Origin of the sequence: Geodermatophilus sp. DSM 44513 (assembly GCF_032460525.1) — a bacterium.
Lineage (GTDB): Bacteria > Actinomycetota > Actinomycetes > Mycobacteriales > Geodermatophilaceae > Geodermatophilus.
The window spans coordinates 2,409,255-2,429,797 of the sequence record NZ_CP135963.1 but is presented as its reverse complement, the minus strand read 5'-3'; the positions used below and the strand labels follow the sequence as shown (position 1 = coordinate 2,429,797).

Below are 20,543 nucleotides of genomic sequence, written 5' to 3'. Positions count from 1 at the left end.
GGACACCGCAGCCCCCGAGGGGCGCGGGGTCAGGCCACCGGGGACGGCTGGACTCGGCGCGCCGTGGCCAGCAGCACCGGCCGGTCCTGCCCGGCCCAGGTGCCGGCGAGTGCCGCTGCGCCGTCGGCGGTCGCCGCCGGGTCCAGCACCCGGCGCACGACCAGCTCCAGCCCGCCGGTGCGGACGGTCGTCGCGTCGGCGGAGTCGGTGACCGTGAGGTCGCCGAGCGGCCCGGCGTCCCCGGCGACGCCGGAGCCGCCCACCCGGGCGGTCGGCTCGCGCCGCTCCTGCCTGCCGTCGGTGACGACCAGCTCCTCGGCCTGCGGGGCACCGGTCAACGCCGCGGCCACGTACACCGGGTCGCCGCAGGCGTCGTAGACCCAGCGCCGGCCGAGCACGGAGTGCTCCAGGGTGCCGACCAGGTGCGCCGCCTGCGCCGGCGCCGGGGCGCCCCGGTAGGTCAGCGGCACGTGCAGCAGCACCCCGCCGGCGCGCAGCACGAACGTCTCGACGCCGACCTCGCCGGCCGGGTCGTCGAACCGGTAGGCGCCGACCTGCTCCAGCGCCGCCGCGACCCCCCATGGGCGACCGGGCACCCACCCGGCGAGCAGCTCCAGCTTGGACGGTCGCAGCTCGGCCCGGTGGATGATCGCCATGCACCGACGCTAGGCCGGTGGTGCTCGTTCCACCACCGTGCGGCGACCGTCCGGTCAGGGGGCGCCGCCGGTCGAGAGGAGACGCCGATGCCCACCCCACCGACGAGCGCCGGGACCTGCTGACCGTCATGGCGCACATGCGCGCCGAGCCGGGACAGGAGGACCGGCTGCGGGAGGCCCTGACCGCGCTGGTCGAGCCGACCAGCGAGGAGGAGGGATACGTCGACTACGACCTGCCCGAGTCGGTCGAGGAGCCGGGGCTGCTCTTCTACGAGAACTGGGAGACCGCGGCGCACCTCGACGCGCACCTGCAGACCCCGCACCTGGTGGAGTTCGCCGGACGGCTGGAGGAGCTGCTCGACGAGCAGGGCCTGACCATCACCCGGCTGCGCCGGATCGCCTGATGGCCGACTCCCTCGACGTGCGGGTCGTCGGCCCCGAGGAGCGCGACCCGGGGACGGCGCAGACGCCGGGTCTGCAGCGGTTCGCGGCGGTCTCCTTCGGCACCACCGGCTCGCAGCACACGTGGATGGGCTACGCCGTCCTGGAGCCGGGCGGCAGGACCGGCGTGCACCACCACGGCGAGTCCGAGACGGCGATCTGCGTGGTCAGCGGGGTGACCCGGTGGTGGGTGGGCGACCGGCTGGACGACGTCCGCGAGGCCCGGGCCGGGGACTTCGTGTTCATCCCGCCGGGCATCGTGCACTGGGAGCAGAACGCCGGCGACACCGAGCCGGTGGAGATGGTCGTCGCGCGCAGCACGCAGGAGGCGATCGTCGTCCCGGTGACCGGGCACCCGCACGCCCCCGGGCACGCGGACTAGAGCCGGGCGTACTGGCCGGGGCCGAAGGGCAGGTCGAGGAAGAACCACACGGCCAGCACGCCCGCCCAGGCCAGCCAGAAGCAGACGGTGAACGGCAGGAACCGGGAGATCAGGGTGCCGAACCCGGCGGCCGGCTCGTACCGGCGCAGCATGGCCAGGACGATGACCAGGTAGGGGTTGAGCGGGGTGAGGATCTGGGTGGCGGAGTCGCCGATCCGGAACGCCGCCTGGGTGAACCCGGGCTCGTAGCCCAGCAGCGCGAACAGGGGCACGAAGACCGCGCCCATGATCGTCCACATCGACGACCCGGACACGATGAACAGGTTGAGCAGCGAGCACAGCAGGACGAAGGCGAGGATGGCGCCGAAGCCGGTGAAGTCCAGCGAGGTCAGCCCCGCGGCGCCGGTGACCGCCAGCCAGGTGCCCACCCCCGACCAGTTGAACAGCGCGATGAACTGGCCCAGGACGAAGGCCAGCACGATGAAGGAGGACATGTCCTTGACCGCGTCGGCCATCGCGCGGGGCACGTCCCGGACCCGGCGGAAGGTGCCGGTCACCCGCCCGTAGACCAGCCCGGGCACGGTCAGCAGCGCCACCACGATGAACACGACGGAGTCCAGCAGCGGGGACTCCGGCAGGTACCCGCCGTCGGCGTTGCGCAGCGGCGCGCCCGGCGGCAGGGCCAGCAGCAGCGCGACGGCGGTCAGCAGCGCGGCGACGCCGGCCAGGCGCAGGCCGCGGCGGGCCGTGTCGTCCAGGGTGAGGTCCGCGACGTCCTCCACCGCGCCGAGGGTGTCGCCGTCCTCGCTCTCGCTCTGCTGGCGCGGCACGCCCAGGCGCTGCAGCCGGGGCTCGAGCACCCGCGTGATCAGCAGCCCGCACACCACGGTGAGCACCAGCGAGCTGGCGATGTTGAAGTACCAGTTCGACACCGGGGTGACCGGCGTGCCCGGGTCGGGCAGCGAGCCGGTCACCGCGGAGGTGATCCCGGCGAACAGCGCGTCCAGGCTGGTGACCACCATCGACGTCGAGTAGCCCGCCCCGGCCGCGGCGAAGGCGCCGAGCAGGCCCGCGACGGGGTGCCGGCCGGCCGCGGCGAAGACCATCGCGGCCAGCGGCGGCAGCACGATCATCACCGAGTCGGCCATGACGCTGCCGACGGTGCCGACCAGCGCGACCGCGTAGGGCAGCGCCCAGGACGGCCAGCCGGAGAACGACCGCTTGATCAGCGCCGACAGCAGGCCGCTGCTCTGCGCGATGCCCACCGCCAGCAGGATCACCACGACGGTGCCCAGCGGCGGGAAGCCGACGAAGTTGTCCACCAGCGTGGTGGTCAGCCAGCGCAGCCCCTCCACGGTGAACAAGCCCCGGACGACGGTCGGCTCGTCGGCGCCCTCCACCTGTGCCTGCACCCCGGCCAGCGCCATCCCGGTGGAGACGACGGCGAGCACCGTGAACAGGCCCACGAACAGCACGAACGGCTCGGGGATCCTGTTGCCCACCCGCTCGATGCCGCCCAGCACGCGGTCGGTGCGGGTGCGGCTGCCCGTGTCGGTCACCCCAGGACCCCCGCCAGGTCGAGCACCCCGCCGGCGGCCTCGAACTCCGCCCGGGCCGCCGCCAGCACGGCCGGGTCGCACAGCACGTCCAGCGCGGTCAGCGCCAGGCCCACCGCGCCGTCCAGCACCGCGGCGTCCCCGGCCGGCGAGGCCGCCGCGGCGGCGAACTGCGTGGTGTGCAGGGAGACGTCCGGGTCGGCGATGGCGATCATCGGGTGGATCGCGGGCACCCGGACGCTGACGTTGCCCAGGTCGGTGGAGCCAGCCAGCGACGCCGGCGTCACCCCCGGTGGCAGCGCGGTGCGCCCGCGCCGCTCCTGGTGGCGCGTCCAGCGGGCGGCGAGCTCCAGGTTGGCCCGGACCGGGAGGTAGGCCGGCTGCTCGTCCCAGTGCAGCTCATACCCGCAGCCGGTCATCGCGGCGGCGGCCACCGCGATCGCCTCCACCCGGGAGCAGAGGTCGGCGAGGGTCTCCGGCGTCGCCGAGCGCACGTAGTACAGCGCCGAGGCCGTCTCCGGGACGACGTTCGGCCGCTGCCCGCCGTCGGTGATCACCCCGTGCACCCGGTCGGTGTCGGGGACGTGCTGGCGCAGCATCGCCACCCCCTGGTAGCCGGCCACCACCGCGTCCAGGGCGTTGCGGCCCATGAACGGCTGCGCCGAGGCGTGCGCGGCGATGCCGGTGTAGGTCACCTGCAGCTGGCGGCGGCCCAGGAAGGGCTGCACCGCGGCGTCGTAGGTGAACGGGTGCAGCATCACCACGGCGTCCACGCCGTCGAGGGCGCCGTCGCGGGCCATCAGCTCCTTGCCGCCGCCACCCTCCTCCGCCGGGGTGCCGAGCAGCAGCACCGTGCCGGGCACCCCGCCGGCGGACAGCACGGCGTGCAGCCCGAGGAAGGCCCCGACGGCCGAGGCGCAGATGACGTTGTGCCCGCAGCCGTGCCCGATGCCCGGCAGCGCGTCGTACTCCGCGAGCACGGCCACGGTCGGCCCACCGCTGCCGGTGCGCGCCCGCAGCGCGGTGTCCAGGCCGTGCACCCCCACCTCGGCCTCGACCCCGTGCCGGCCCAGCAGGTCGGCGACGGCCCGCACCGAGCGGTGCTCCTCGTAGCCCACCTCGGGGTGGGCGTGCAGGTCCCGGCTGAGCGCCAGCAGGTCGTCCGCGGCCGCCTCGACCGCCTGCTCGGCACGGTCCAGCACCTCCCCCGGTGCGCCGTCGTGCGGGGAGGACAGCGGCTCGGCGGTCGCGGCTGCCCGGTCCGTCGCCGCCCGCAGCTGCTCCAGGTGGTGCGGGTCGGCCGGGCGGGGGGTCCGGTGGTCGCCGTCGGCAGCCTGCTCGGTCATGGGTCGTGTCTACTCCCGCCGGGGTGCGGGCGCAGCGGCTCCGCTCAGCCGCCGGCGAGCAGCGCCCGGACGGCGTCGAGGGTGTCGGCGTCGGCCGCCGTCCGGTCCGGGCGGTAGCGCAGCACCCGGGCGAAGCGCAGCGCCAGGCCACCGGGGTAGCGGGGGCTGCGCTGGGCGCCGTCCAGGGCCACCTCCACGACCAGCTCCGGCCGCAGCTGCACGCCCCACTCGGGCCGCTCGCGGGCCAGCGCCGGGAAGGTGGCGGTCTGCCAGTCCAGCAGCTCGTCGGTCATCCCCTTGAACGTCTTGCCGACCATCACCGGCTCGCCGCCGTCGGGGTCCCGCGCGCCGAGGTGGATGTTGGACAGCTTCCCGGCCCGCCGGCCGTACCCCCACTCCGCGCCGAGCACGACCAGGTCCAGGGTGTGCACCGGCTTGACCTTCTGCCACGCCCGCCCGCGCCGGCCCGCGGCGTAGGCCGAGCCGAGCGCCTTGACCACGACGCCCTCGTGGCCGGTGCCGAGCGCCTCGTCCAGCACGTCGGCGGCCTGCTCCGGCGTCGGCCGGCGCACGCCGGGCATCCGCAGCGCGGCGTGCTGCTCGCCGGCGAGCAGGCCGGCGAGCGCGTCGAGGCGGGCGGCCAGCGGCTCGTCGAGCAGGTCGGCGCCGTCGAGGTGCAGCAGGTCGAAGAAGAACGGGCTGAGCAGGACGTCGGCGTCACCCGCGGTGGTGCCGAAGCGGCTCATCGTGTCCTGGAAGGCGCGCGGGCGGCCGTCGTCGTCCAGGGCGAGGGTCTCCCCGTCGAGGACGGCGGTGCGGCACGGCAGCGACCGCACCAGCGCGACCACCTCGGGCACCCCGTGGGTGACCTCGCGCAGCGTGCGGGTCCAGACGCGGACGGCGTCGCCGTCGCGGTGCACCTGGATGCGGGCGCCGTCGAGCTTGTGCTCCACCGTGACCTCGGCGCCCAGGTCGGCCAGCGCGGCGTCCAGCGAGGAGCCCGGGCTGGCCAGCATCGGGCGCACCGGCCGGCCGACCCGCAGCCGCACCGCCGCCAGGGCCGGGACACCGCCGGCCAGCGCGGTCGTGGCGGTGGCCGGCAGGCTGCCGGACAGCATGAACGCTCGCCGCACGGCGGCGGCCGGGACGTCGGCGGCGGCAGCGGTCGCGTCCAGGACGACGCCCTCCAGCGCCCCCTGCCGCAGCTCGCCGGTCAGCAGCCGGACCAGGAACCGCTGCTCGTCGGCGGTGGCCGCGGCGAACAGCTCCCCGAGCAGCGCCTCCCGACGGGCCGCCGACCCGGTGCCGGTCGTGCCGGCCAGCCCGGTGAGCGCGGAGTCGACGTCACCGACGGCCAGCCGCGGCTCCCCGGCCGGGTCGGTCGCCAGCCGGGTGAGCGTGCGCCAGCCGACGCCGACCCGGCCCTGCAGGGTGTCGCCGGCCAGCCAGGCGGTCACCGCGGGCACCTCGTCGTCCCCCGCGCGGCGCAGCAGCCCGGCGATCGCCGCGGCCTTGGCCGTGCGCGAGCGGGTGGCCGCGACCTCGGCGGAGGCGGCGACGACGTCGGCGAGCAGCACGGCACCATGATCGCAGCCGGGTCCGACGGTCAGCGGCGGAACGGGGATCAGCGGCGACCCCGGCGTCCAGGCGGTGCCCGGTCCAGCCCTGACGTGCCCCTGTTGGCCCGGTCGCCGTTCGTCGGGAGAGGATGCCGACCGGTCCTCGGTGACGAGCGGTGCACGTCCTCGACGCCCGGACGCCGTCCGCCGACCACCCGCCCGTGCCGCACGACCTGCCCCTGGAGTCCTCCCATGAGTGAACGAACGGCCTCCCCGGAGGCCACCACCGAGCCCGAGCCGCCGACCCGGATCAAGGGCCCGGTCTTCTACGGTGCGGCGACCGGTGTGGTGGCGATCGCGCTCTGGGCGATGGTGTCCCCGGCTGCCGCCGGGGACACCATCGGCGCGCTGGTGGGCTGGATGTCGCAGTGGTTCGGCTGGTTCTACATCCTGTTCGCGACCGCCGTCCTGGTGTTCGTGCTGTTCCTGGGCGTCTCCCGCTACGGCACGACCAAGCTGGGGCCGGAGCACTCCGCCCCGGAGTACAGCACCTTCGCCTGGGCGGCCATGCTCTTCGCCGCCGGTATCGGCACCGACCTGATGTTCTTCGCGGTCGCCGAGCCGGTGACGCAGTACCTCGCTCCGCCGGTCGGCGAGGGGGAGACCGTGGCAGCGGCGCGCGAGGCGACCGTCTGGACGCTCTTCCACTACGGCATCACCGGGTGGGGGATGTACGCCCTGATGGGGATGGCGCTGGCCTACGCCGCCTACCGCCGGAACCTGCCGCTGGCGATCCGGTCGGCGCTCTACCCCGTCTTCGGCAAGCGGATCCACGGCGCCCTCGGGCACGGCGTCGACCTCGCCGCGATCCTGGGCACGATCTTCGGGGTGGCCACGTCGCTGGGCATCGGCGTCGTCCAGCTCAACTTCGGCCTGAGCGTGCTCTTCGGCATCCCCGAGGGGCGTGCGGCGCAGATCGGGCTGATCGTCCTGGCCGTCGGAGCGGCCACGGTGTCGGCCGTGAGCGGCATCGACCGGGGGATCAAGCGGCTCTCGCAGCTGAACGTCCTGCTGGCCGTCGGCCTGGCCCTCTTCGTCCTCGTGGCCGGGAGGACGACCTTCCTGCTCGACGCGCTCGTCCTCAACGTCGGGGACTTCGTCAGCACCTTCCCGAGCCTGACGATGCAGACCTTCGCCTTCGACCGCCCCGTCGAGTGGCTGAACGCCTGGACGTTGTTCTTCTGGGCCTGGTGGACCGCGTGGGCGGCCTTCGTCGGCCTGTTCCTCGCCCGCATCTCCCGGGGGCGGACGATCCGCCAGTTCGTGGCCGGGACGATGCTCATCCCGTTCAGCTACATCGTCATGTGGATCTCGATCTTCGGGAACAGCGCCATCGACCGGGTGCGCAGCGGGGACGCAGCCTTCGGGGAGCTGGCCGCGAACACCCCTGAGCAGGGCTTCTACACCCTCCTCATGGACTACCCGGCCTTCCCGTTCATCGGCGCGGTCGCCACCTTCGTCGGCCTGCTCTTCTACGTCACCTCGGCCGACTCCGGCGCCCTGGTGATGGCCAACCTGTCGTCCCACCTGGCCAGGCCGAAGGACGACGCCGGCGCGGGCCTGCGCATCTTCTGGGCAGTGGCGACCGGACTGCTCACCGCCGCGATGCTCGTCGTGGGCGGCGTCCCCGCCCTGCAGAACGCCACGATCATCATGGGACTGCCGTTCGCGTTCGTGATGGTGCTGGTCATGGTCGGCCTCCACCGGGCCCTGCGGCTGGAGTCGCTCCGGGCGTCCGGTCCCCTGCCGGCCCTCCCCGGACTGTCGAGCCGGGTGCTCGCCGCCCCTGCGGGCGGGCGCCGACCGTCGGGGCGGCGCGTCCGGCGGAGGCGGGCCATGGCGTTCGCCGGTGAGAACTCGGCCGAGGACTACCTCGAGGAGGTGGCGGTGCCCGCGCTCCGGGAGGTCGCCGGCGAGTTGTGCGGCCAGGGCATCGACGCCCAGGTGCGACGGTCGGCCGGCGCGCTGGACGGGTCGTCCACCGAGCTCACGGCGGACCTCGGGAGCGAGCACCCGTTCCACTACCGGCTCCGCATGCGGGCCCTACCGGTCCTCGGTCACGGGGGTCGGACCCGCGCGCACGGGGACACCTACCCGCGGTTGCAGGTCCAGGTGGGGGAGGGAGCGCTGGGCCACGACGTCATGGGCTACACCCACTCACAGTTGATCGACGACGTCCTGGACCACTACGAGCGGCACCTCGAGCTCCTCCGGCTCCAGGAGCCGACCCCCGCCGTCCGTCGGTCGAGCGCCGAGGGGCCCACCCGCGACTGAAGGAGGATCTCCCTGCCCCCGTGAAGGACCTCCCTGCCCCCCACCGCTCGCACGCTCGCGGCGGGCCCCTGCAGGAAGGCCGTAGCCGCTCGGGGTGGGCCCCTGCAGGAAGGCCGTTCAGCCGGACAGGTGGGCCTGCTTGGGGGCCAGGCCGCGCAGCGCCTCGGCGGCGACCCGGTCGCGGTCCGCTCCCGCCGCCGCGGTGACCGCGGCACCGACCAGCCCCTCGACCAGCGGTGCGGGGGAGAGGACGACCCGCTCGCGGACGTCGTCGTCCAGCAGCTCCAGCGCGGTCTCGGCGGACAGCACCGCGCTGCCGAGGTCCATCAGCACGACGACGCCGTCCCCGCTGTCGGCCGCGGTCACCGCGTCGGCGATCGCGGTGGCGTCGGTGCCCAGGCCACCGTCGACGTCGCCGGCCGCGACCTCGATCGACTGCTCCCGGCCGGGCAGCATGCCGCGGGCGAGCTCGACCGCGGCATCGGCCAGCGCGCGGCTGTGCGAGACGACCACCAGCCCGACGGGCACGCCGTCAGCCCCTGCCGGCCAGCGCGGTGGCGGCAGCCTCGACCAGCAGCGTCACCGACGCCGCACCGGGGTCGACGTGGCCGGCGCTGCGCTCGCCGAGGTAGCTGGCCCGGCCCTTGCGGGCGACCAGCGGCGCGGTGGCGTCCCGCCCGGCGGCCGCCGCCTGCGCGGCCGCGCCCAGCGCCTCCTCCAGCGGCTTGCCGGCGGTGAGCGCCTCGTCGAGGGCGTCGCACGCCGGGCCGAGCGCGTCGAGCATCGTCTTGTCCCCGCGCTCGGCCTTGCCGCGGGCCACCACGCCGTCGTACCCGGCCCGCACCGCCTTCGCCAGTGCGGCGCCGTCCGGGCCGTCCAGGGCGCCGGCCGCGCGCAGGAAGAAGGTGCCGTAGAGCGGGCCGCTGGCGCCGCCGACGGTCTTGATCAGTGTGGTCGCGGTGGTCTTCAGGACCGCCGCCGGCTCGCCGGCCGACTGGGCCTCCAGGGCGGCGACGGCGGCGGTCATCCCGCGGTCGAGGTTGGCGCCGTGGTCGGCGTCCCCGATGGCGGAGTCCAGCCGGGTGAGCTCGTCGCGCCGCTCGTGCACGAGGCGGGCGAACTCCCGCACCCAGGCGGTGAGCGCCTCGGCGTCCACCACGGTCAGACGCCCCAGCGCAGCGCGGGGGTGCGGACGGGGGCGTCCCACAGCCGGAGCATCTCGTCGTCGGCCTTGACCAGGGTGACCGAGCAGCCGGCCATGTCCAGGCTGGTCATGTAGGACCCGACGAGGTTGCGGGCCACGCCCACGCCGGCCTTCTCCAGGACGGCGACCACCTCGGCGTACACCAGGTAGAGCTCGATCAGCGGGGTGCCGCCCATGCCGTTGACGAAGGCGATCACACCGTCGCCGCCGGTCATGTCCAGGTCGGCGAGCACCGGTTCCAGGAGCATCTCGGCGACCTCCCGGGCCGGCGCCAGCGGCACCCGGCGCCGGCCGGGCTCGCCGTGGATGCCGATGCCGATCTCCATCTCGTCGTCCGGCAGGTCGAACGTCGGGCGGCCCGCCGCGGGCACGGTGCAGGAGGTCAGCGCCATGCCCATGCTGCGGCCGGCCGCGTTCACCCGCCGAGCGACCTCGGCGACCTCGGCCAGCGGGCGGCCCTCCTCGGCGGCGGCGCCGGCCAGCTTCTCCACCAGCACGGTGACGCCGACGCCGCGCCGTCCGGCGGTGTAGAGGCTGTCCTGCACGGCGACGTCGTCGTCGGTCACCACCGCGACGACCTCGGTGTCGGTCTCGGCGGCCACCAGCTCCGCGGCCATCTCGAAGTTCATGACGTCGCCGGTGTAGTTCTTCACGATGTGCAGCACCCCGGCGCCGCCGTCGACGCCGCGGGTCGCGGCCGCCACCTGGTCGGGCACCGGCGAGGTGAACACCTCCCCGGCACACGCGGCGTCGAGCATGCCCATCCCGACGAAGCCGCCGTGCATGGGCTCGTGCCCGGACCCGCCGCCGGAGACGAGGCCGACCTTGCCCTGCCGGGGTGCGTCGGCGCGGAACACCACGCGGTTCTCGTGGTCGACCCGGAGCTCCGGGTGGGCCGCGGCCATGCCGCGCAGCGCGTCCGCGACGACGTCCGCGGGGTCGTTGATCAACTTCTTCACACTGGCTCCTGACCTCGGCGTGCCCGGTGACGGGGGTCACTGGTCAGGAGGCTAGGAGGGGTCCGCCGCCGCACACAAGCGCGGTCGGAGCGCTGCCGCCCGCGGCTGTGCGAGCCGGGTGCCGCCCTGCCGTCCGGGTGGGCCAGTAGGTCCGGAGCGGCCTGCCCGCCGTCGTCCGTGCGGTAGCGCGGTCGCCTGCCGGAGGTGGCTGGTCGCGGATCCTCTCAGCGTCCTGAACTGCACTTTCGTCTTGCTCCGGTCGTTGCCGGGGATTATGATCGAACACGTGTCCGACACTGTGCCGCCCCGCAGCGAGGGTCTGGCTGCGCCGGCGGTGGGGTGGGCGTCGGGTGCGTTGGGTGTGGTGCAGGCCGCCGATCGAGAGATCGCCCGGCAGGTGGCGGTGCGGGCGCGGGCGGTGGCGGAGTTCGCCGCGTCGCGGCCGGCGTCGGTCGACCGGGCGCAGGGTGTGCCGGGGGCGATGTCGGCTGATCGGTGGGCGGGCCGGGCGGAGGTGCTGCGGCCGGTCAGTGAGTGGGCCACCGCGGAGCTGGCGGTCGCGCTGAACCTGACCCAGCCGGCGGCGGAGGCGTTGCTGGCCGAGTCGTTGACGGTGGTGCACCGGTTGCCGGGCACGCTGGTCGCGCTGGAGGCCGGCGTGCTGCACCGCGGGCACCTGTGGCACCTGGTGGACAAGGTCGCTCCGATCGGCGACGACGTGCTGCGCGGGCAGGTGGAGGCGGAGCTGCTGGACTGGGTGGGCCGGCGGCGGCAGGTGACCACCCCGGCGCAGCTGGGGGCCCGGGCGCGGGTGGTGGTGGCCCGCCGGGACGCGGCGGCGGTGGCGCGGCGGTTGGCCGCGGCGCTGACCGAGCGGGGGGTGTACCTGCGGGCCGAGCGGGCCGAGGGGATGGCGTGTGTGTCGGTGGTGTGCACGGTGGCGGAGGCGCGGGCGCTGCACGCCGCACTACTGGCGTGTGCCGACGCGCTGACCGACGACCCGGACGCCGACAGTGTGGGCGCCGACGACCCGGACACCGGCGGCGGGGACGCCGCGGGGGCGGTCGCCGACGACCCGGACACCGGCAGCGGGGACGCCGCGGGGGCGGTCAGCGGTCCGCCGCGCACGCGGGGGCACAAGGCGGTGGATGCGCTGCTGGACCTGGTGCTGCGCCCGGGGGAGTCCGATGTGCCGCCGGTGCGGGTGTTGCTGCACGTGGTCGCGTCGGTGGCCACGCTGCTGGGTGGGGACGCCCCGGGTGAGGTGGACGGGGAGCCGGTGCCGGCGGAGATGGCCCGCCAGCTGGCGCGTGCCTTTGCCGGCCTGCACCCGGTCGCCGGTGACACCCCCGACGCGGCCACCACTACCGGCGACGCCGCCGTCGCTACCGCGGCCGCCGACGACGTGACTGCCGACGCCGTGACTGCCGGAGCCGTGAGCGCTGCCGGCGCCGGTGTCCTGGCGCCCGCGGCCGGGTGGGCCGGTGCGGACCCGGTGGACGTGGAGGGTGGGCCGATCGAGCGGGCCGAGGCCGAGCTCGACGCCGACGACTTCGACCGGTGGCTGGCCCAGCTGGTCGCCGAGGCGTTCGGGGACGCCCCGGCACCGGGTGAGCCCGGTTGGTCACCCGGCGCCCCACCCGAGCCGGAGCCACCCGGGCCGGAGCCACCCGAGGCGGAGCCACCCGGTGTCGGGGATCGCAGGTGCGGGGGAGGGGACCTCCGGGGGTGGGACGCCGGTCGTGCACTCGACCACCACGACGCCACGGCAAGCGTGACCACCGACGGTGTGCCCGGCGGTGGGTGGTGGGCGGCGGCGGACCGGGCGTTGGACGACGCCGGTGCCGCGGTGCACGCCGCCGGCCTGGCCCTCGCCCACGCCGACCGGACGGTGGGCACCGCCCTGCGCGCCCACGCCGCCGTGGAGACCGACTGGGCCGCGGGCCCGGCCGGGCGGGTGAACGCCGCCCACGACACCCTGGGCGCGCTGGCCGCCGCCACCGACACCCAACGGGCCGAGCTGGCCGCGCTGCTGGCGGCCACCAGCGGCGGCGGACTGGCCGACCGGCCCCGCATCGTGCTCACCGACGCGGTCACCGGCGCCCTGCGCGCCCTGACCGACCTGCCCGGCCTGCGCCGCGCCGCCCACTGCGACCGCCCCGCCTGCCGACGGCGACCGGACACCTGCGGGCACGACCTCACCGCCCGCCCCGGCCTGGGCCCACCCGCGCCCACCGACGGCTACACCCCCGGCGCGGCACTGGACCGCTGGGTGCGCGCCCGCGACCGCCGCTGCCGCTTCCCCGGCTGCCGCCGCCCCGTGCCCGCCGGCGGGGAGCTGGACCACCACCGCCCGCACGCCGACGGCGGGCACACCTGCGCGGCCAACCTGGCCGGCTACTGCACCACCGACCACCGCGGCAAGCACCAGGCACCCGGCTGGACCCACACCCTGCACCCCGACGGCACCCTCACCGTCACCACCCCCACCGGCCTGACCGCGGTCACCACACCACCGCCGTACTGACCGGGGGACTCGTCGAGTTGCCGGGCACGGGAGGACGAGGAGCCCGCGGTGTGTCGCTCAGCCCGTCGGTGAGGGCAGGGAGATGGGGTCGGGTCGCACCTCGGGGTCCTCGTTCGGGAAGTCGAACGGCGTGCCCGGGTCCTCCTCGGCGGAGACCATGACGTCGACCGTCACCTCCCCGGCCTCGGCGAAGGTGAACGTGACCGGGATGGACTGCGACGAGCCCAGCTCCCGGCCCAGGTCCTGCAGCGTCACGACCGGCGGGCCCTGCGCGCCGACGTAGAGGTTGCCGTCCGGGTCGACGGTCAGGGGCAGCCCGCCGCCGCCCTCGGTCTGCACGTCCACGCCGGCGAAGTCGGGACCGGACACGTCGGTCAGCACGACCGGGTCGGTGCCGGTGTTGGTGACGGCCACGTACAGCCGTGCGTCCTCGCCGGCCTCGTAGACGCCGTCCCGCGGGGAGGCCAGCTGCACCTGCTGGAGGCCGAGGTCGTCGTCGACCCGGACGTCCGGGCCGACCGCGCCGCCGTCGACCTCCGCGCCAGGGTCCTCTGCGGGCGCGGCCTCCTGCAGCGCGGTGTCGCTGCACGCGGTGAGCAGCAGCGCCGCGCCGGCGGCGGCCAGCGTCCGGCGGGCGGGGGAGCGAATCGTCCTGCGGGGGGTCATCGGGGCCTCCTGGGGTGCGGTCGGGCGGGGGAGCGGCGCCGGCGTCAGGGCGCGGGTGCGAGCACCTCGGCGGGGAGGAACGGCTGGCCGTCCCACTCCGCGAGCTGCTCCGGCCCCACGTCGAGGGCGAGCTCCTCGGCCACGGCCCGGGCCTCGAGGGAGACGTCCGGCGTGGCGGCGACGACTAGGGGTGTGCCGGGCTGCGGCTCGACGTCCCCGGCCTCCTCGGTGGCCACCACGAGCACCGGGCCCACCTCCCCGCCGTCGGGGGAGGAGACGGTGAACACCCGCGGCGACACCACCTCGACGACCTCGGCCAGCAGGGTCACCTCGATCCCGTCGTAGGCCGGCAGGTCCTCGTGGAAGCCGGCGTCCAGGGCGCCGGTGTGGGGGTCGTCGAGGTCGTCCTCCCCGCGGATGTCGGGCACCTCGACCGGGCTGTCCGGTGCCGTCGCCGCGTCGTCCTGGGCGCAGCCGGCCAGCGCCAGGACGGCGGCCAGCGTGGTCCCGGCCAGCGGCCGGCGGCGGTGTGCGCGCACGACGGGTCCCACCCTCCTCCGGGCGGACTGGACCCGGCCCGCTCCGGATCTCCTGCCCGCGACACCGGGGCCGACCCGCCGCCGGACGGTTCGTCACGGGACCGTCATCTCGCCGCCCGCGCGGGGTAGGAACCCGTCGAGGTGGTGGGCCTGCCGCCACTCCGGGTCACCTCGCCCGACGGGGTCAACCGCCCGGCACGAGCTCGAAGAAGGCGACCTGCGGCGGCGCGTTGACCCGGATGGGGGCGACGCTGAAGCCGATGCCGCAGGTGACGAACAGGCGGTTGCCCGGGGCGCCGTACCCCTCGGGCGCCCACCCGTCGGCGACGATCCGCTCCTCGCTGGTCAGGGCGAGGTAGGCCCAGTCCGGGGTCCCGGGCAACGCCACCTGCCCGCAGTGGGTGTGCCCGGCGACCGTGAGAGGGGCGGTCCCGGCCGGGAACTCGTCGAACACCGTCGGGTTGTGCATCAGCACCACCCGCGGCGCGTCGTCCGGGACGCCGGCCAGCGCCTCGTCGACGTCGGCCAGGCCGGGGGTCTCCGGCCCGACGCCGACGACGTACAGGTCGCCGCCCAGCCCGGGCACGGTCACCGCCTCGTTCCGCAGCACCGGGACCCCGGCGTCCTCCAGCGCGGTGCTGAGCTCGTCGGCGGCGTCGACGGCGTGGTCGTGGTTGCCCAGGACGGCGTAGGTCGGGATGCCGGAGTCGAGCACCGGCCGCAGCAGCTCCAGCAGCGTGTCGACCTGGGTCTCCACGCCCGGGTCGGTGCTGTACACGAAGTCCCCGCCCAGCAGACGACGTCCGGTCCGGCGGCCACGATGGTCTCCACTGCGGTGCGCACCATGCCCTCGTTGGCGAACCACATGCCGATCTGCAGGTCGCTGACGACGGCGACCTCGGTGCCGGCCAGCTCCACACCGAGCCCGGGCACGGCGACCTCGGCACGCTCCTCGTCCAGGATGAAACGCGGCTCGACGAACACCCCGTAGATCACCAGGAGGACGAGCAGCACGCCCAGTGCTGCCGCGACCCGGACGAGCCAGCGCCTCACGAGGTCCTCCGTCCGGGGGCGGTCCGGCACCGGTCCACCAGGTCCAGCAGCGCCGGCGTGACGGCGCCGGGGTGGGTCAGCGGCACCAGGTGCCCGGCGCCGGGCACGAGTTCCAACCGGGCCAGCGGGCCGAGCCGCCGCGCCAGGCGCTCGGCGGCGGTGGGCGGGATGGTGGCGTCGTCGGTGCCGGCCAGCACCAGCACCGGCACGCCGCGCAGCGCGTCGAGCACGCCGCGCCGGTCGTAGCGCGCCAGCCCGGGCAGGTGCGCCGTCAGCACCGCGGTCGGCGTGTGCTCCCAGGAGCCGGTCATCCGGCGGACGGCGTCCCGTGGCGGGTCGCCGGCGAACAGCCGGCGGCGCAGCAGCCGGCGCACCGGCCCGGTGCGGACGGGGTGCAGCGCGTCCACCAGCGGGGAGACCAGCCACCCGGCCCAGGCGGCGGCGCGCGCCAGTGCCGTCCGCAGGGGGGCCCGCCCGCCGGTGCCGGCCACGGCCAGCGGACCGGCCAGGGTGGACAGCAGCCCGACGCCGGTCACCCGCGTCCCGAACAGCTCCGGCCGGGAGCCCGCCAGCGCGAGCACGGCCATGCCGCCCATCGAGTGCCCGACCAGCACCACCGGCCCGGGCCCGGCGCACCGGTCGAGGACGAGCCCCAGGTCGCCGGCCAGGTGCTGCAGGTTGCCCCGGGGCCGGCCGGCCCACCCGCTGCGCCCGTGCCCGCGCAGGTCGAAGCGCACCACCCGCGCGTGCTCGCGCAGCACGGCCCACTGCCGGTGCCACATCCCCGACCGCGCCGCGAGGCCGTGCACCAGGACGACGGTCACCGGCGCGTCCGGGGGGCCGGCGACCTCGACGTGCAGGGGCACCCCGTCGTCGGTGCGCAGGCCGGCGGGGTCCCCGGGCTGTGCCCGCGCGGCGCGCCGGGCCGCCCACAGCCGCAGCGCGAGCGCCCCGCCGAGGACGGCGGCCCCCGCCAGCAGCGCGCTCACCGGACGCCCGCCGTCCCGGCGCGCACGCCCCGTCCCGGCGCGGGGAGCAGCCACCGCGCGCAGGCGCACACCCAGACGCCCCCGAGCGCCGCCCCGGCCAGCACGTCGGTGGGGTGGTGCGCTGCGACGTAGACCCGCGAGGCGCCGATCGCCACGACCAGCAGCAGCGGGACGGCGAGGACCGGCCACCGCCGCGGCGCCCGGGCGTACACCACCACCAGCGCGGCCAGCGCGCCGTACAGGGCGGCCGCGGCCGCCGCGTGCCCCGACGGCCAGCTCGCCGCGCTGGGCAGCCCGCTGGTCAGGTCGGCGACGGCGGGCCGGGCCCGCGACACCACCTGGGAGCTCAGCGAGTAGAGGGCCACCTCGCCGAGCAGGGTGACCACCACGAAGACCACCGGGCGCCAGCTCGCCGCGACCGCCAGTCCCAGCACGGCCAGCGCCAGCCCCGCGGCGATGACGGTGCGGGTGCCCGACAGCGTGCTGACCGTCTCCATCACCGTCGTCAGCGCGGGGCTGCGGAGGTCGGCGGCCCACCGGACGGCCGACCGGTCCGAGCGGCCGATCCACGTGTCGGTGAGCACCGCGGTCACCAGCAGCCCGAGGACGCTGAGCGCGGCGAACAGGCCGGCGGCGACGGCCACCAGCCGCAGCGCCGCCGTCCGGCCCCCGGTCGGCACCGGGCCGGCGGCCGGTGCCAGGTGCACCGCCTCGGCGGGCGGCACGTCGAGCGGGTCCAGCGGCTCCTCGACCGACCCGGCCCGGTCGTGCTGCCAGCCCCGGAACGCCGCCGCGGTCACCGCCAGCCACCCGGCGCCCAGCGCCCACCCGGCGAGCACGTCGGAGACGAAGTGGACGCCGAGCGCCAGCCGGGTGAGCCCCACGAGGACCACCAGCAGTGCCGTCGCCGCCACCAGCCACGGCCGGGCGCGGCGGCGGACCGACGGCAGGGCGACCAGGAGCAGCGCGCCGTACACGACGACCGCCGTCATGGCGTGCCCACTGGGGAAGCTCGCGTTCGACGGCGTCTCGACGACGGGGGAGGCGACCACCGGCCGGGCCCGGTCGACGACGGCCTTGGCCACCGGACCGAGGACGGCCAGCCCGATCCCGGTGGTGGCCACGAACGCCGCCAGCCGCCGCTGCCCCCGGACGAGGAGGAACACCGTGGCCAGCACCATCACGAGCACGGCGGCGCCGGTGCCGCCCAGGTCGGTGACCCCCTGCAGCACCGACACCAGCAGCGGGGAGCCGCTGACCTCCTCGTTGAGCCCTGCGGCCACCTCCCCGTCCAGCGAGCCGAGCGGCGACCAGGAGCGCTGCACGAGCAGCCAGAGCAGCAGGAAGGGCACGGCGCCGGCCAGCAGCGCGACCCAGCCGAGCAGCGCGCGCAGCCCGAACCGACCCACCCCGGTGGCGTCCGTCCGTGCCGCGCCGGGGGGCGGCGTGCGCACTCCGGTGTCCCGTGTCATCGGGAGGGGGGTACCCGCGATCAGCGGGCAGTGAGGCGACGGCGCTTTGCGGTCCCGTGACACCACCGCCGCGGCGGTCGCCGGCCGGGGGTGGACGGCGCGGTGCTGCCCGGCGTCGGTGCCGCCGGGGGCTCGGACGGCGGAGCGCCCGGGGTCGGCGCAGGCGGCGGGGGCTCGTCGGCCGCCACCGACGCGTAGTCGTCCCGGTCGACCGGCCCGGCGGTCAGGCCGTCGTCGGTGGGCACCTCCACGGGCGCGCCCTCGGCGGTGACCCGCACTGCCTGCACGCCGGGGAACCCGGTCACCGTGAACACCACCTGGGCGGTGGCCAGCAGCTGGTCGTCGCCGGCGACCTCGGTGAACTCACGGGTGACCTCGACGGTGACCACCGGCTCGGCGGGGGTGGGGCGGCCGGGTGCCAGGCCCTGCGGTACGAGCGCGGTGCGCAGCCCGTCCACCGCCTCGGCGCGGGTCGGCCCGCCCGCCAGGGCGTCCAGCGCGGCGCCGATGTCGGCGCGCCCGGTGACCCGCTCGGCCGCCTCCAGCCGCGCGCCCCGGACGAACCAGACGGTCACCCGGGGGCCGTCGGGTGCGGCGCCGGACTCCGGTGCCGGTGCCGGCGCCGGCGGGATGGGAACCGGTTCCGGCGCGTCCTGGGGGCCCACCCCGCACGCGGCCAGCGCCAGCAGCACGGGCAGCAGGGAGGCCGGCCGCCTCACGGTCGCCCGCCGGCCGGGTCGACCGCGGGCAGCCGGACGACGAACCGCGCGCCGCCGCCGGGGGCGTCGGTGACGGTCACGCTGCCGCCCATCAGCTGCACGTGCCGGCTCACCAGGGCCAGGCCCAGCCCGCTGCCGTCGGAGCTGGCCCGGGTGCTGCGGCTGCCGCGGGCGAACCGCTCGAACACCACGCCGCGCTCCTCCTCCGGGACACCGGGGCCGGCGTCGTCGACCAGGACGCACGCGTGCGGCCCGGCGCGCTCCACGGTGACCGCGGTCAGGCCCCCGCCGTGGGTGTCGGCGTTGTCCACCAGGTTGCGCAGCACCCGCTCCAGGCGGCGCTTGTCCGCCCGCACGACCACGTCGGCGGCCGCGGCGGCCACGGTGGGCCGCGTGCTCCCCCCGCCCGCGGCCGCGCGGCGGGCCAGGGTCTGACCCACCAGCGCGGCCAGGCGGACGTCCTCGACGACCAGGTCGGGGTCGCCGGCGTCGGTGCGGGAGATCTCCAGCAGGTCGGCGACCAGCCGCTCCAGGTCGCGCACCTCCGAGCGCAGCAGCGCCAGGCCCTCCCGGCCGTCGGGGTCCAGCCGGTCGGCGTGCGCCTCGACCAGGGAGACCGCGGCGAGCACGGTGGTCAGCGGGCTGCGCAGCTCGTGGCTGACGTCCGCGGCGAACCGGGCGTCGGCGCGGACCCGCTGCTCCAGCGCCGCCGCGGTGGCGTTGAACGACGCGGCGATCGGCGCCAGCGACGGGTCGCCGCGCGGGTCGATGCGGGCGCCGAGGTCCCCACCGGCGATGGCGGCCGCGGCGGCCGAGATGCGCTCCAGCGGCCGCAGCGCCGGCCGGGTGACCCACCAGCCCACGGCGGCCGCGAGCGGGGCGGCGGCCAGCACCGACGAGGTCAGCACCACCCCGAGGACGCGCACGGTGTCGTCGAGTTCGTGCAGCGGGAAGACCTCGAAGTAGGCGTCCTGCAGCCCGGGCAGCGGCAGGCCCACGGCCAGGTAGGGGTCCCCGTCGACGGCGATGCGCTGGCGGGACGGCTCACCCCGGGCGACGGCGGTGCGCAGCGCCTCGGGCAGCTCCTCGCGGCCGATCCGCAGCGAGGTGGTGCTCCACTCGCCGTCGTCGGCGAGCAGCGAGACCGAGCCGGTCTCCCGCGGCAGCTGGGAGAGCAGCTCCGCGGGCAGGAACCCCTCGGCGGACAGCCCGCGCTGCACCTGGGCGGCGTTGGCGACCGCCTGGGCGAGCGTGACGTTCTGCCGGGTGTACAGCAGGTACTGGGTGGCGGAGACCCAGACGCCGACGGCGAGCGCGGTGGTCAGCGCGACCGCGACGGCGGTGAGCGCCAGCGTCGCCCGGCCGCGCAGCGAGGGCGGCCAGGGAGCGCGGCGCCGCCGGAGGGTGCCGCCGGCCGGGCCGTCGGCGGGCGGCGGGGCCACGACGGCCGTCGGGCTCACCCCGGCAGCCGGTAGCCCATGCCGCGCACCGTCGTCACGATCGCGGGGTCCGCGGGGTCGGCCTCGACCTTGGTGCGCAGCCGGCGCACGTGCACGTCGACCAGCCGGGAGTCGCCGAAGTAGTCGTAGCCCCAGACCCGCTCGAGCAGCTCCTCGCGGCTGAGCACCCGGCCGCGCTCGGCGGCCAGCTCGACCAGCAGCCGGAACTCCGTCCGGGTCAGCGGCACGACCTCCCCGCGCCGGGTGACCACCCCGTCGGCCGGCGCGATCACCAGGTCGCCGACGACGACGCGCGGGCGGGCGCCGGGGGACCGCGTGCGGCGGGCCAGGGCGCGGATGCGGGCGGAGAGCTCCTCGGCGACGGACGGCTTGGTGACGTAGTCGTCGGCACCGGCCTCCAGGCCCGCGACGACGTCGCGGCTGTCGGCCCGGGCGGTCACCATGATCACCGGGGTGGCGGACACGCGGCGGATCTCCCGGCACACGTCGAAGCCGTCCCGGCCCGGGAGCACCAGGTCCAGCAGCACGACGTCGTAGGGCCGCTCCGCGAGCCGGGCCAGGCCCTCCTCGCCCGAGCCGGCCTCGGCCACCTCCAGGCCCTCCCGGCGCAGGGACAGGGAGACGACGCGCCGGATGCGCTCGTCGTCCTCGATGAACAGCACGGAGCGGGGCATGCGCAGC

19 protein-coding genes are annotated in these 20,543 nt (G+C 76.4%); 4 read left to right on the top strand and 15 right to left on the bottom strand.

Annotation, left to right across the window (positions count from 1 at the left end; genetic code table 11):
* Positions 1–29: 29 nt before the first annotated feature.
* Positions 30–656, bottom strand: a complete 627-nt coding sequence (locus RTG05_RS11710) for a maltokinase N-terminal cap-like domain-containing protein (RefSeq protein ID WP_166528778.1) — start codon at positions 654–656, stop codon at positions 30–32.
* Between the two features lie 128 nt (positions 657–784).
* Here RTG05_RS11710 and RTG05_RS11705 point away from each other — a divergent pair, with 128 nt between their 5' ends.
* Together RTG05_RS11705 and RTG05_RS11700 are read left to right on the top strand one after the other, a co-directional pair.
* On the top strand, positions 785–1,060 hold the full coding sequence (locus tag RTG05_RS11705) for a putative quinol monooxygenase (RefSeq protein WP_166528777.1): 276 nt from the start codon (positions 785–787) through the stop codon (positions 1,058–1,060).
* Positions 1,060–1,479, top strand: coding sequence for a cupin domain-containing protein (locus RTG05_RS11700; protein WP_166528776.1), 420 nt, complete (start codon positions 1,060–1,062; stop codon positions 1,477–1,479). The genes RTG05_RS11705 and RTG05_RS11700 overlap by 1 nt, the downstream gene beginning before the upstream one ends.
* On the opposite strand, the gene RTG05_RS11695 is transcribed toward RTG05_RS11700, so the two are convergent.
* From RTG05_RS11695 to RTG05_RS11685, 3 genes are read right to left on the bottom strand one after another with little or no spacing between them, the layout of a single operon-like run.
* Positions 1,476–3,038 carry an AbgT family transporter gene (locus tag RTG05_RS11695; protein WP_166528775.1) on the bottom strand — a complete coding sequence of 521 codons (1,563 nt, stop codon included), beginning with the start codon at positions 3,036–3,038 and terminating at the stop codon, positions 1,476–1,478. The two genes, RTG05_RS11700 and RTG05_RS11695, sit on opposite strands and share 4 nt — an antisense overlap.
* Complete coding sequence (locus tag RTG05_RS11690; protein ID WP_166528774.1) at positions 3,035–4,381, bottom strand: M20 family metallopeptidase; 1,347 nt, start codon at positions 4,379–4,381, stop codon at positions 3,035–3,037. Before RTG05_RS11690 ends, RTG05_RS11695 begins: the two co-directional genes overlap by 4 nt.
* 44 nt (positions 4,382–4,425) lie before the next feature.
* Entirely contained in the window at positions 4,426–5,958 is a 1,533-nt protein-coding gene (locus RTG05_RS11685) for an ATP-dependent DNA ligase (protein WP_315911817.1), read from the bottom strand.
* Between the two features lie 234 nt (positions 5,959–6,192).
* On the opposite strand from RTG05_RS11685, the gene betT reads away from it, so the two are divergent.
* Positions 6,193–8,274, top strand: coding sequence for a choline BCCT transporter BetT (betT, locus tag RTG05_RS11680; RefSeq protein ID WP_166528773.1), 2,082 nt, complete (start codon positions 6,193–6,195; stop codon positions 8,272–8,274).
* Positions 8,275–8,391: 117 nt separating this feature from the next.
* On the opposite strand, the gene dhaM is transcribed toward betT, so the two are convergent.
* The 3 genes from dhaM to dhaK are packed head-to-tail and all read right to left on the bottom strand — an operon-like array spanning position 8,392 to position 10,437.
* The gene (dhaM, locus tag RTG05_RS11675; protein WP_166528772.1) at positions 8,392–8,802 is read right to left on the bottom strand and encodes a dihydroxyacetone kinase phosphoryl donor subunit DhaM; all 411 of its coding nucleotides are present in this window, start codon (positions 8,800–8,802) and stop codon (positions 8,392–8,394) included.
* Between the two features lie 4 nt (positions 8,803–8,806).
* Positions 8,807–9,433, bottom strand: coding sequence for a dihydroxyacetone kinase subunit DhaL (dhaL, locus tag RTG05_RS11670; protein WP_315911816.1), 627 nt, complete (start codon positions 9,431–9,433; stop codon positions 8,807–8,809).
* A gap of 2 nt (positions 9,434–9,435) precedes the next feature.
* Positions 9,436–10,437, bottom strand: a complete 1,002-nt coding sequence (gene dhaK / locus RTG05_RS11665; protein WP_166528771.1) for a dihydroxyacetone kinase subunit DhaK — start codon at positions 10,435–10,437, stop codon at positions 9,436–9,438.
* A 286-nt stretch (positions 10,438–10,723) separates the two neighbouring features.
* On the opposite strand from dhaK, the gene RTG05_RS11660 reads away from it, so the two are divergent.
* Positions 10,724–12,964 carry an HNH endonuclease signature motif containing protein gene (locus RTG05_RS11660; protein ID WP_166528770.1) on the top strand — a complete coding sequence of 747 codons (2,241 nt, stop codon included), beginning with the start codon at positions 10,724–10,726 and terminating at the stop codon, positions 12,962–12,964.
* Between the two features lie 57 nt (positions 12,965–13,021).
* Here RTG05_RS11660 and RTG05_RS11655 read toward each other — a convergent pair whose 3' ends face one another.
* From RTG05_RS11655 to RTG05_RS11620, 8 genes are all read right to left on the bottom strand, one after another.
* Positions 13,022–13,630, bottom strand: coding sequence for a copper chaperone PCu(A)C domain-containing protein (locus RTG05_RS11655; protein ID WP_166528769.1), 609 nt, complete (start codon positions 13,628–13,630; stop codon positions 13,022–13,024).
* Between the two features lie 44 nt (positions 13,631–13,674).
* Positions 13,675–14,169, bottom strand: coding sequence for a hypothetical protein (locus RTG05_RS11650; protein WP_166528768.1), 495 nt, complete (start codon positions 14,167–14,169; stop codon positions 13,675–13,677).
* 184 nt (positions 14,170–14,353) lie between these two features.
* Entirely contained in the window at positions 14,354–14,947 is a 594-nt protein-coding gene (locus tag RTG05_RS11645) for a metallophosphoesterase (protein ID WP_166528767.1), read from the bottom strand.
* 271 nt (positions 14,948–15,218) lie between these two features.
* Positions 15,219–16,211: an alpha/beta fold hydrolase gene (locus RTG05_RS11640; RefSeq protein ID WP_315911815.1), complete on the bottom strand. Its 993-nt coding sequence runs from the start codon at positions 16,209–16,211 to the stop codon at positions 15,219–15,221.
* Positions 16,208–17,683, bottom strand: a complete 1,476-nt coding sequence (locus tag RTG05_RS11635; protein ID WP_166528765.1) for a phosphatase PAP2 family protein — start codon at positions 17,681–17,683, stop codon at positions 16,208–16,210. The genes RTG05_RS11640 and RTG05_RS11635 overlap by 4 nt, the downstream gene beginning before the upstream one ends.
* 20 nt (positions 17,684–17,703) lie before the next feature.
* Positions 17,704–18,402, bottom strand: coding sequence for a GerMN domain-containing protein (locus RTG05_RS11630; protein ID WP_166528764.1), 699 nt, complete (start codon positions 18,400–18,402; stop codon positions 17,704–17,706).
* Entirely contained in the window at positions 18,399–19,862 is a 1,464-nt protein-coding gene (locus tag RTG05_RS11625; RefSeq protein WP_166528763.1) for a sensor histidine kinase, read from the bottom strand. Before RTG05_RS11625 ends, RTG05_RS11630 begins: the two co-directional genes overlap by 4 nt.
* Positions 19,859–20,536 carry a response regulator gene (locus RTG05_RS11620; RefSeq protein WP_166528762.1) on the bottom strand — a complete coding sequence of 226 codons (678 nt, stop codon included), beginning with the start codon at positions 20,534–20,536 and terminating at the stop codon, positions 19,859–19,861. The genes RTG05_RS11625 and RTG05_RS11620 overlap by 4 nt, the downstream gene beginning before the upstream one ends.
* Positions 20,537–20,543: the final 7 nt, after the last annotated feature.

Coding starts and splice junctions, on each gene's coding strand:
- betT (WP_166528773.1), top strand. CDS start 6,193: ATGAGTGAACGAACGGCCTCCCCGGAGGCCACCACCGAGCCCGAGCCG.
- RTG05_RS11635 (WP_166528765.1), bottom strand. CDS start 17,683: ATGACACGGGACACCGGAGTGCGCACGCCGCCCCCCGGCGCGGCACGG.
- RTG05_RS11690 (WP_166528774.1), bottom strand. CDS start 4,381: ATGACCGAGCAGGCTGCCGACGGCGACCACCGGACCCCCCGCCCGGCC.
- RTG05_RS11700 (WP_166528776.1), top strand. CDS start 1,060: ATGGCCGACTCCCTCGACGTGCGGGTCGTCGGCCCCGAGGAGCGCGAC.
- RTG05_RS11705 (WP_166528777.1), top strand. CDS start 785: ATGGCGCACATGCGCGCCGAGCCGGGACAGGAGGACCGGCTGCGGGAG.
- RTG05_RS11620 (WP_166528762.1), bottom strand. CDS start 20,536: ATGCCCCGCTCCGTGCTGTTCATCGAGGACGACGAGCGCATCCGGCGC.
- RTG05_RS11655 (WP_166528769.1), bottom strand. CDS start 13,630: ATGACCCCCCGCAGGACGATTCGCTCCCCCGCCCGCCGGACGCTGGCC.
- RTG05_RS11710 (WP_166528778.1), bottom strand. CDS start 656: ATGGCGATCATCCACCGGGCCGAGCTGCGACCGTCCAAGCTGGAGCTG.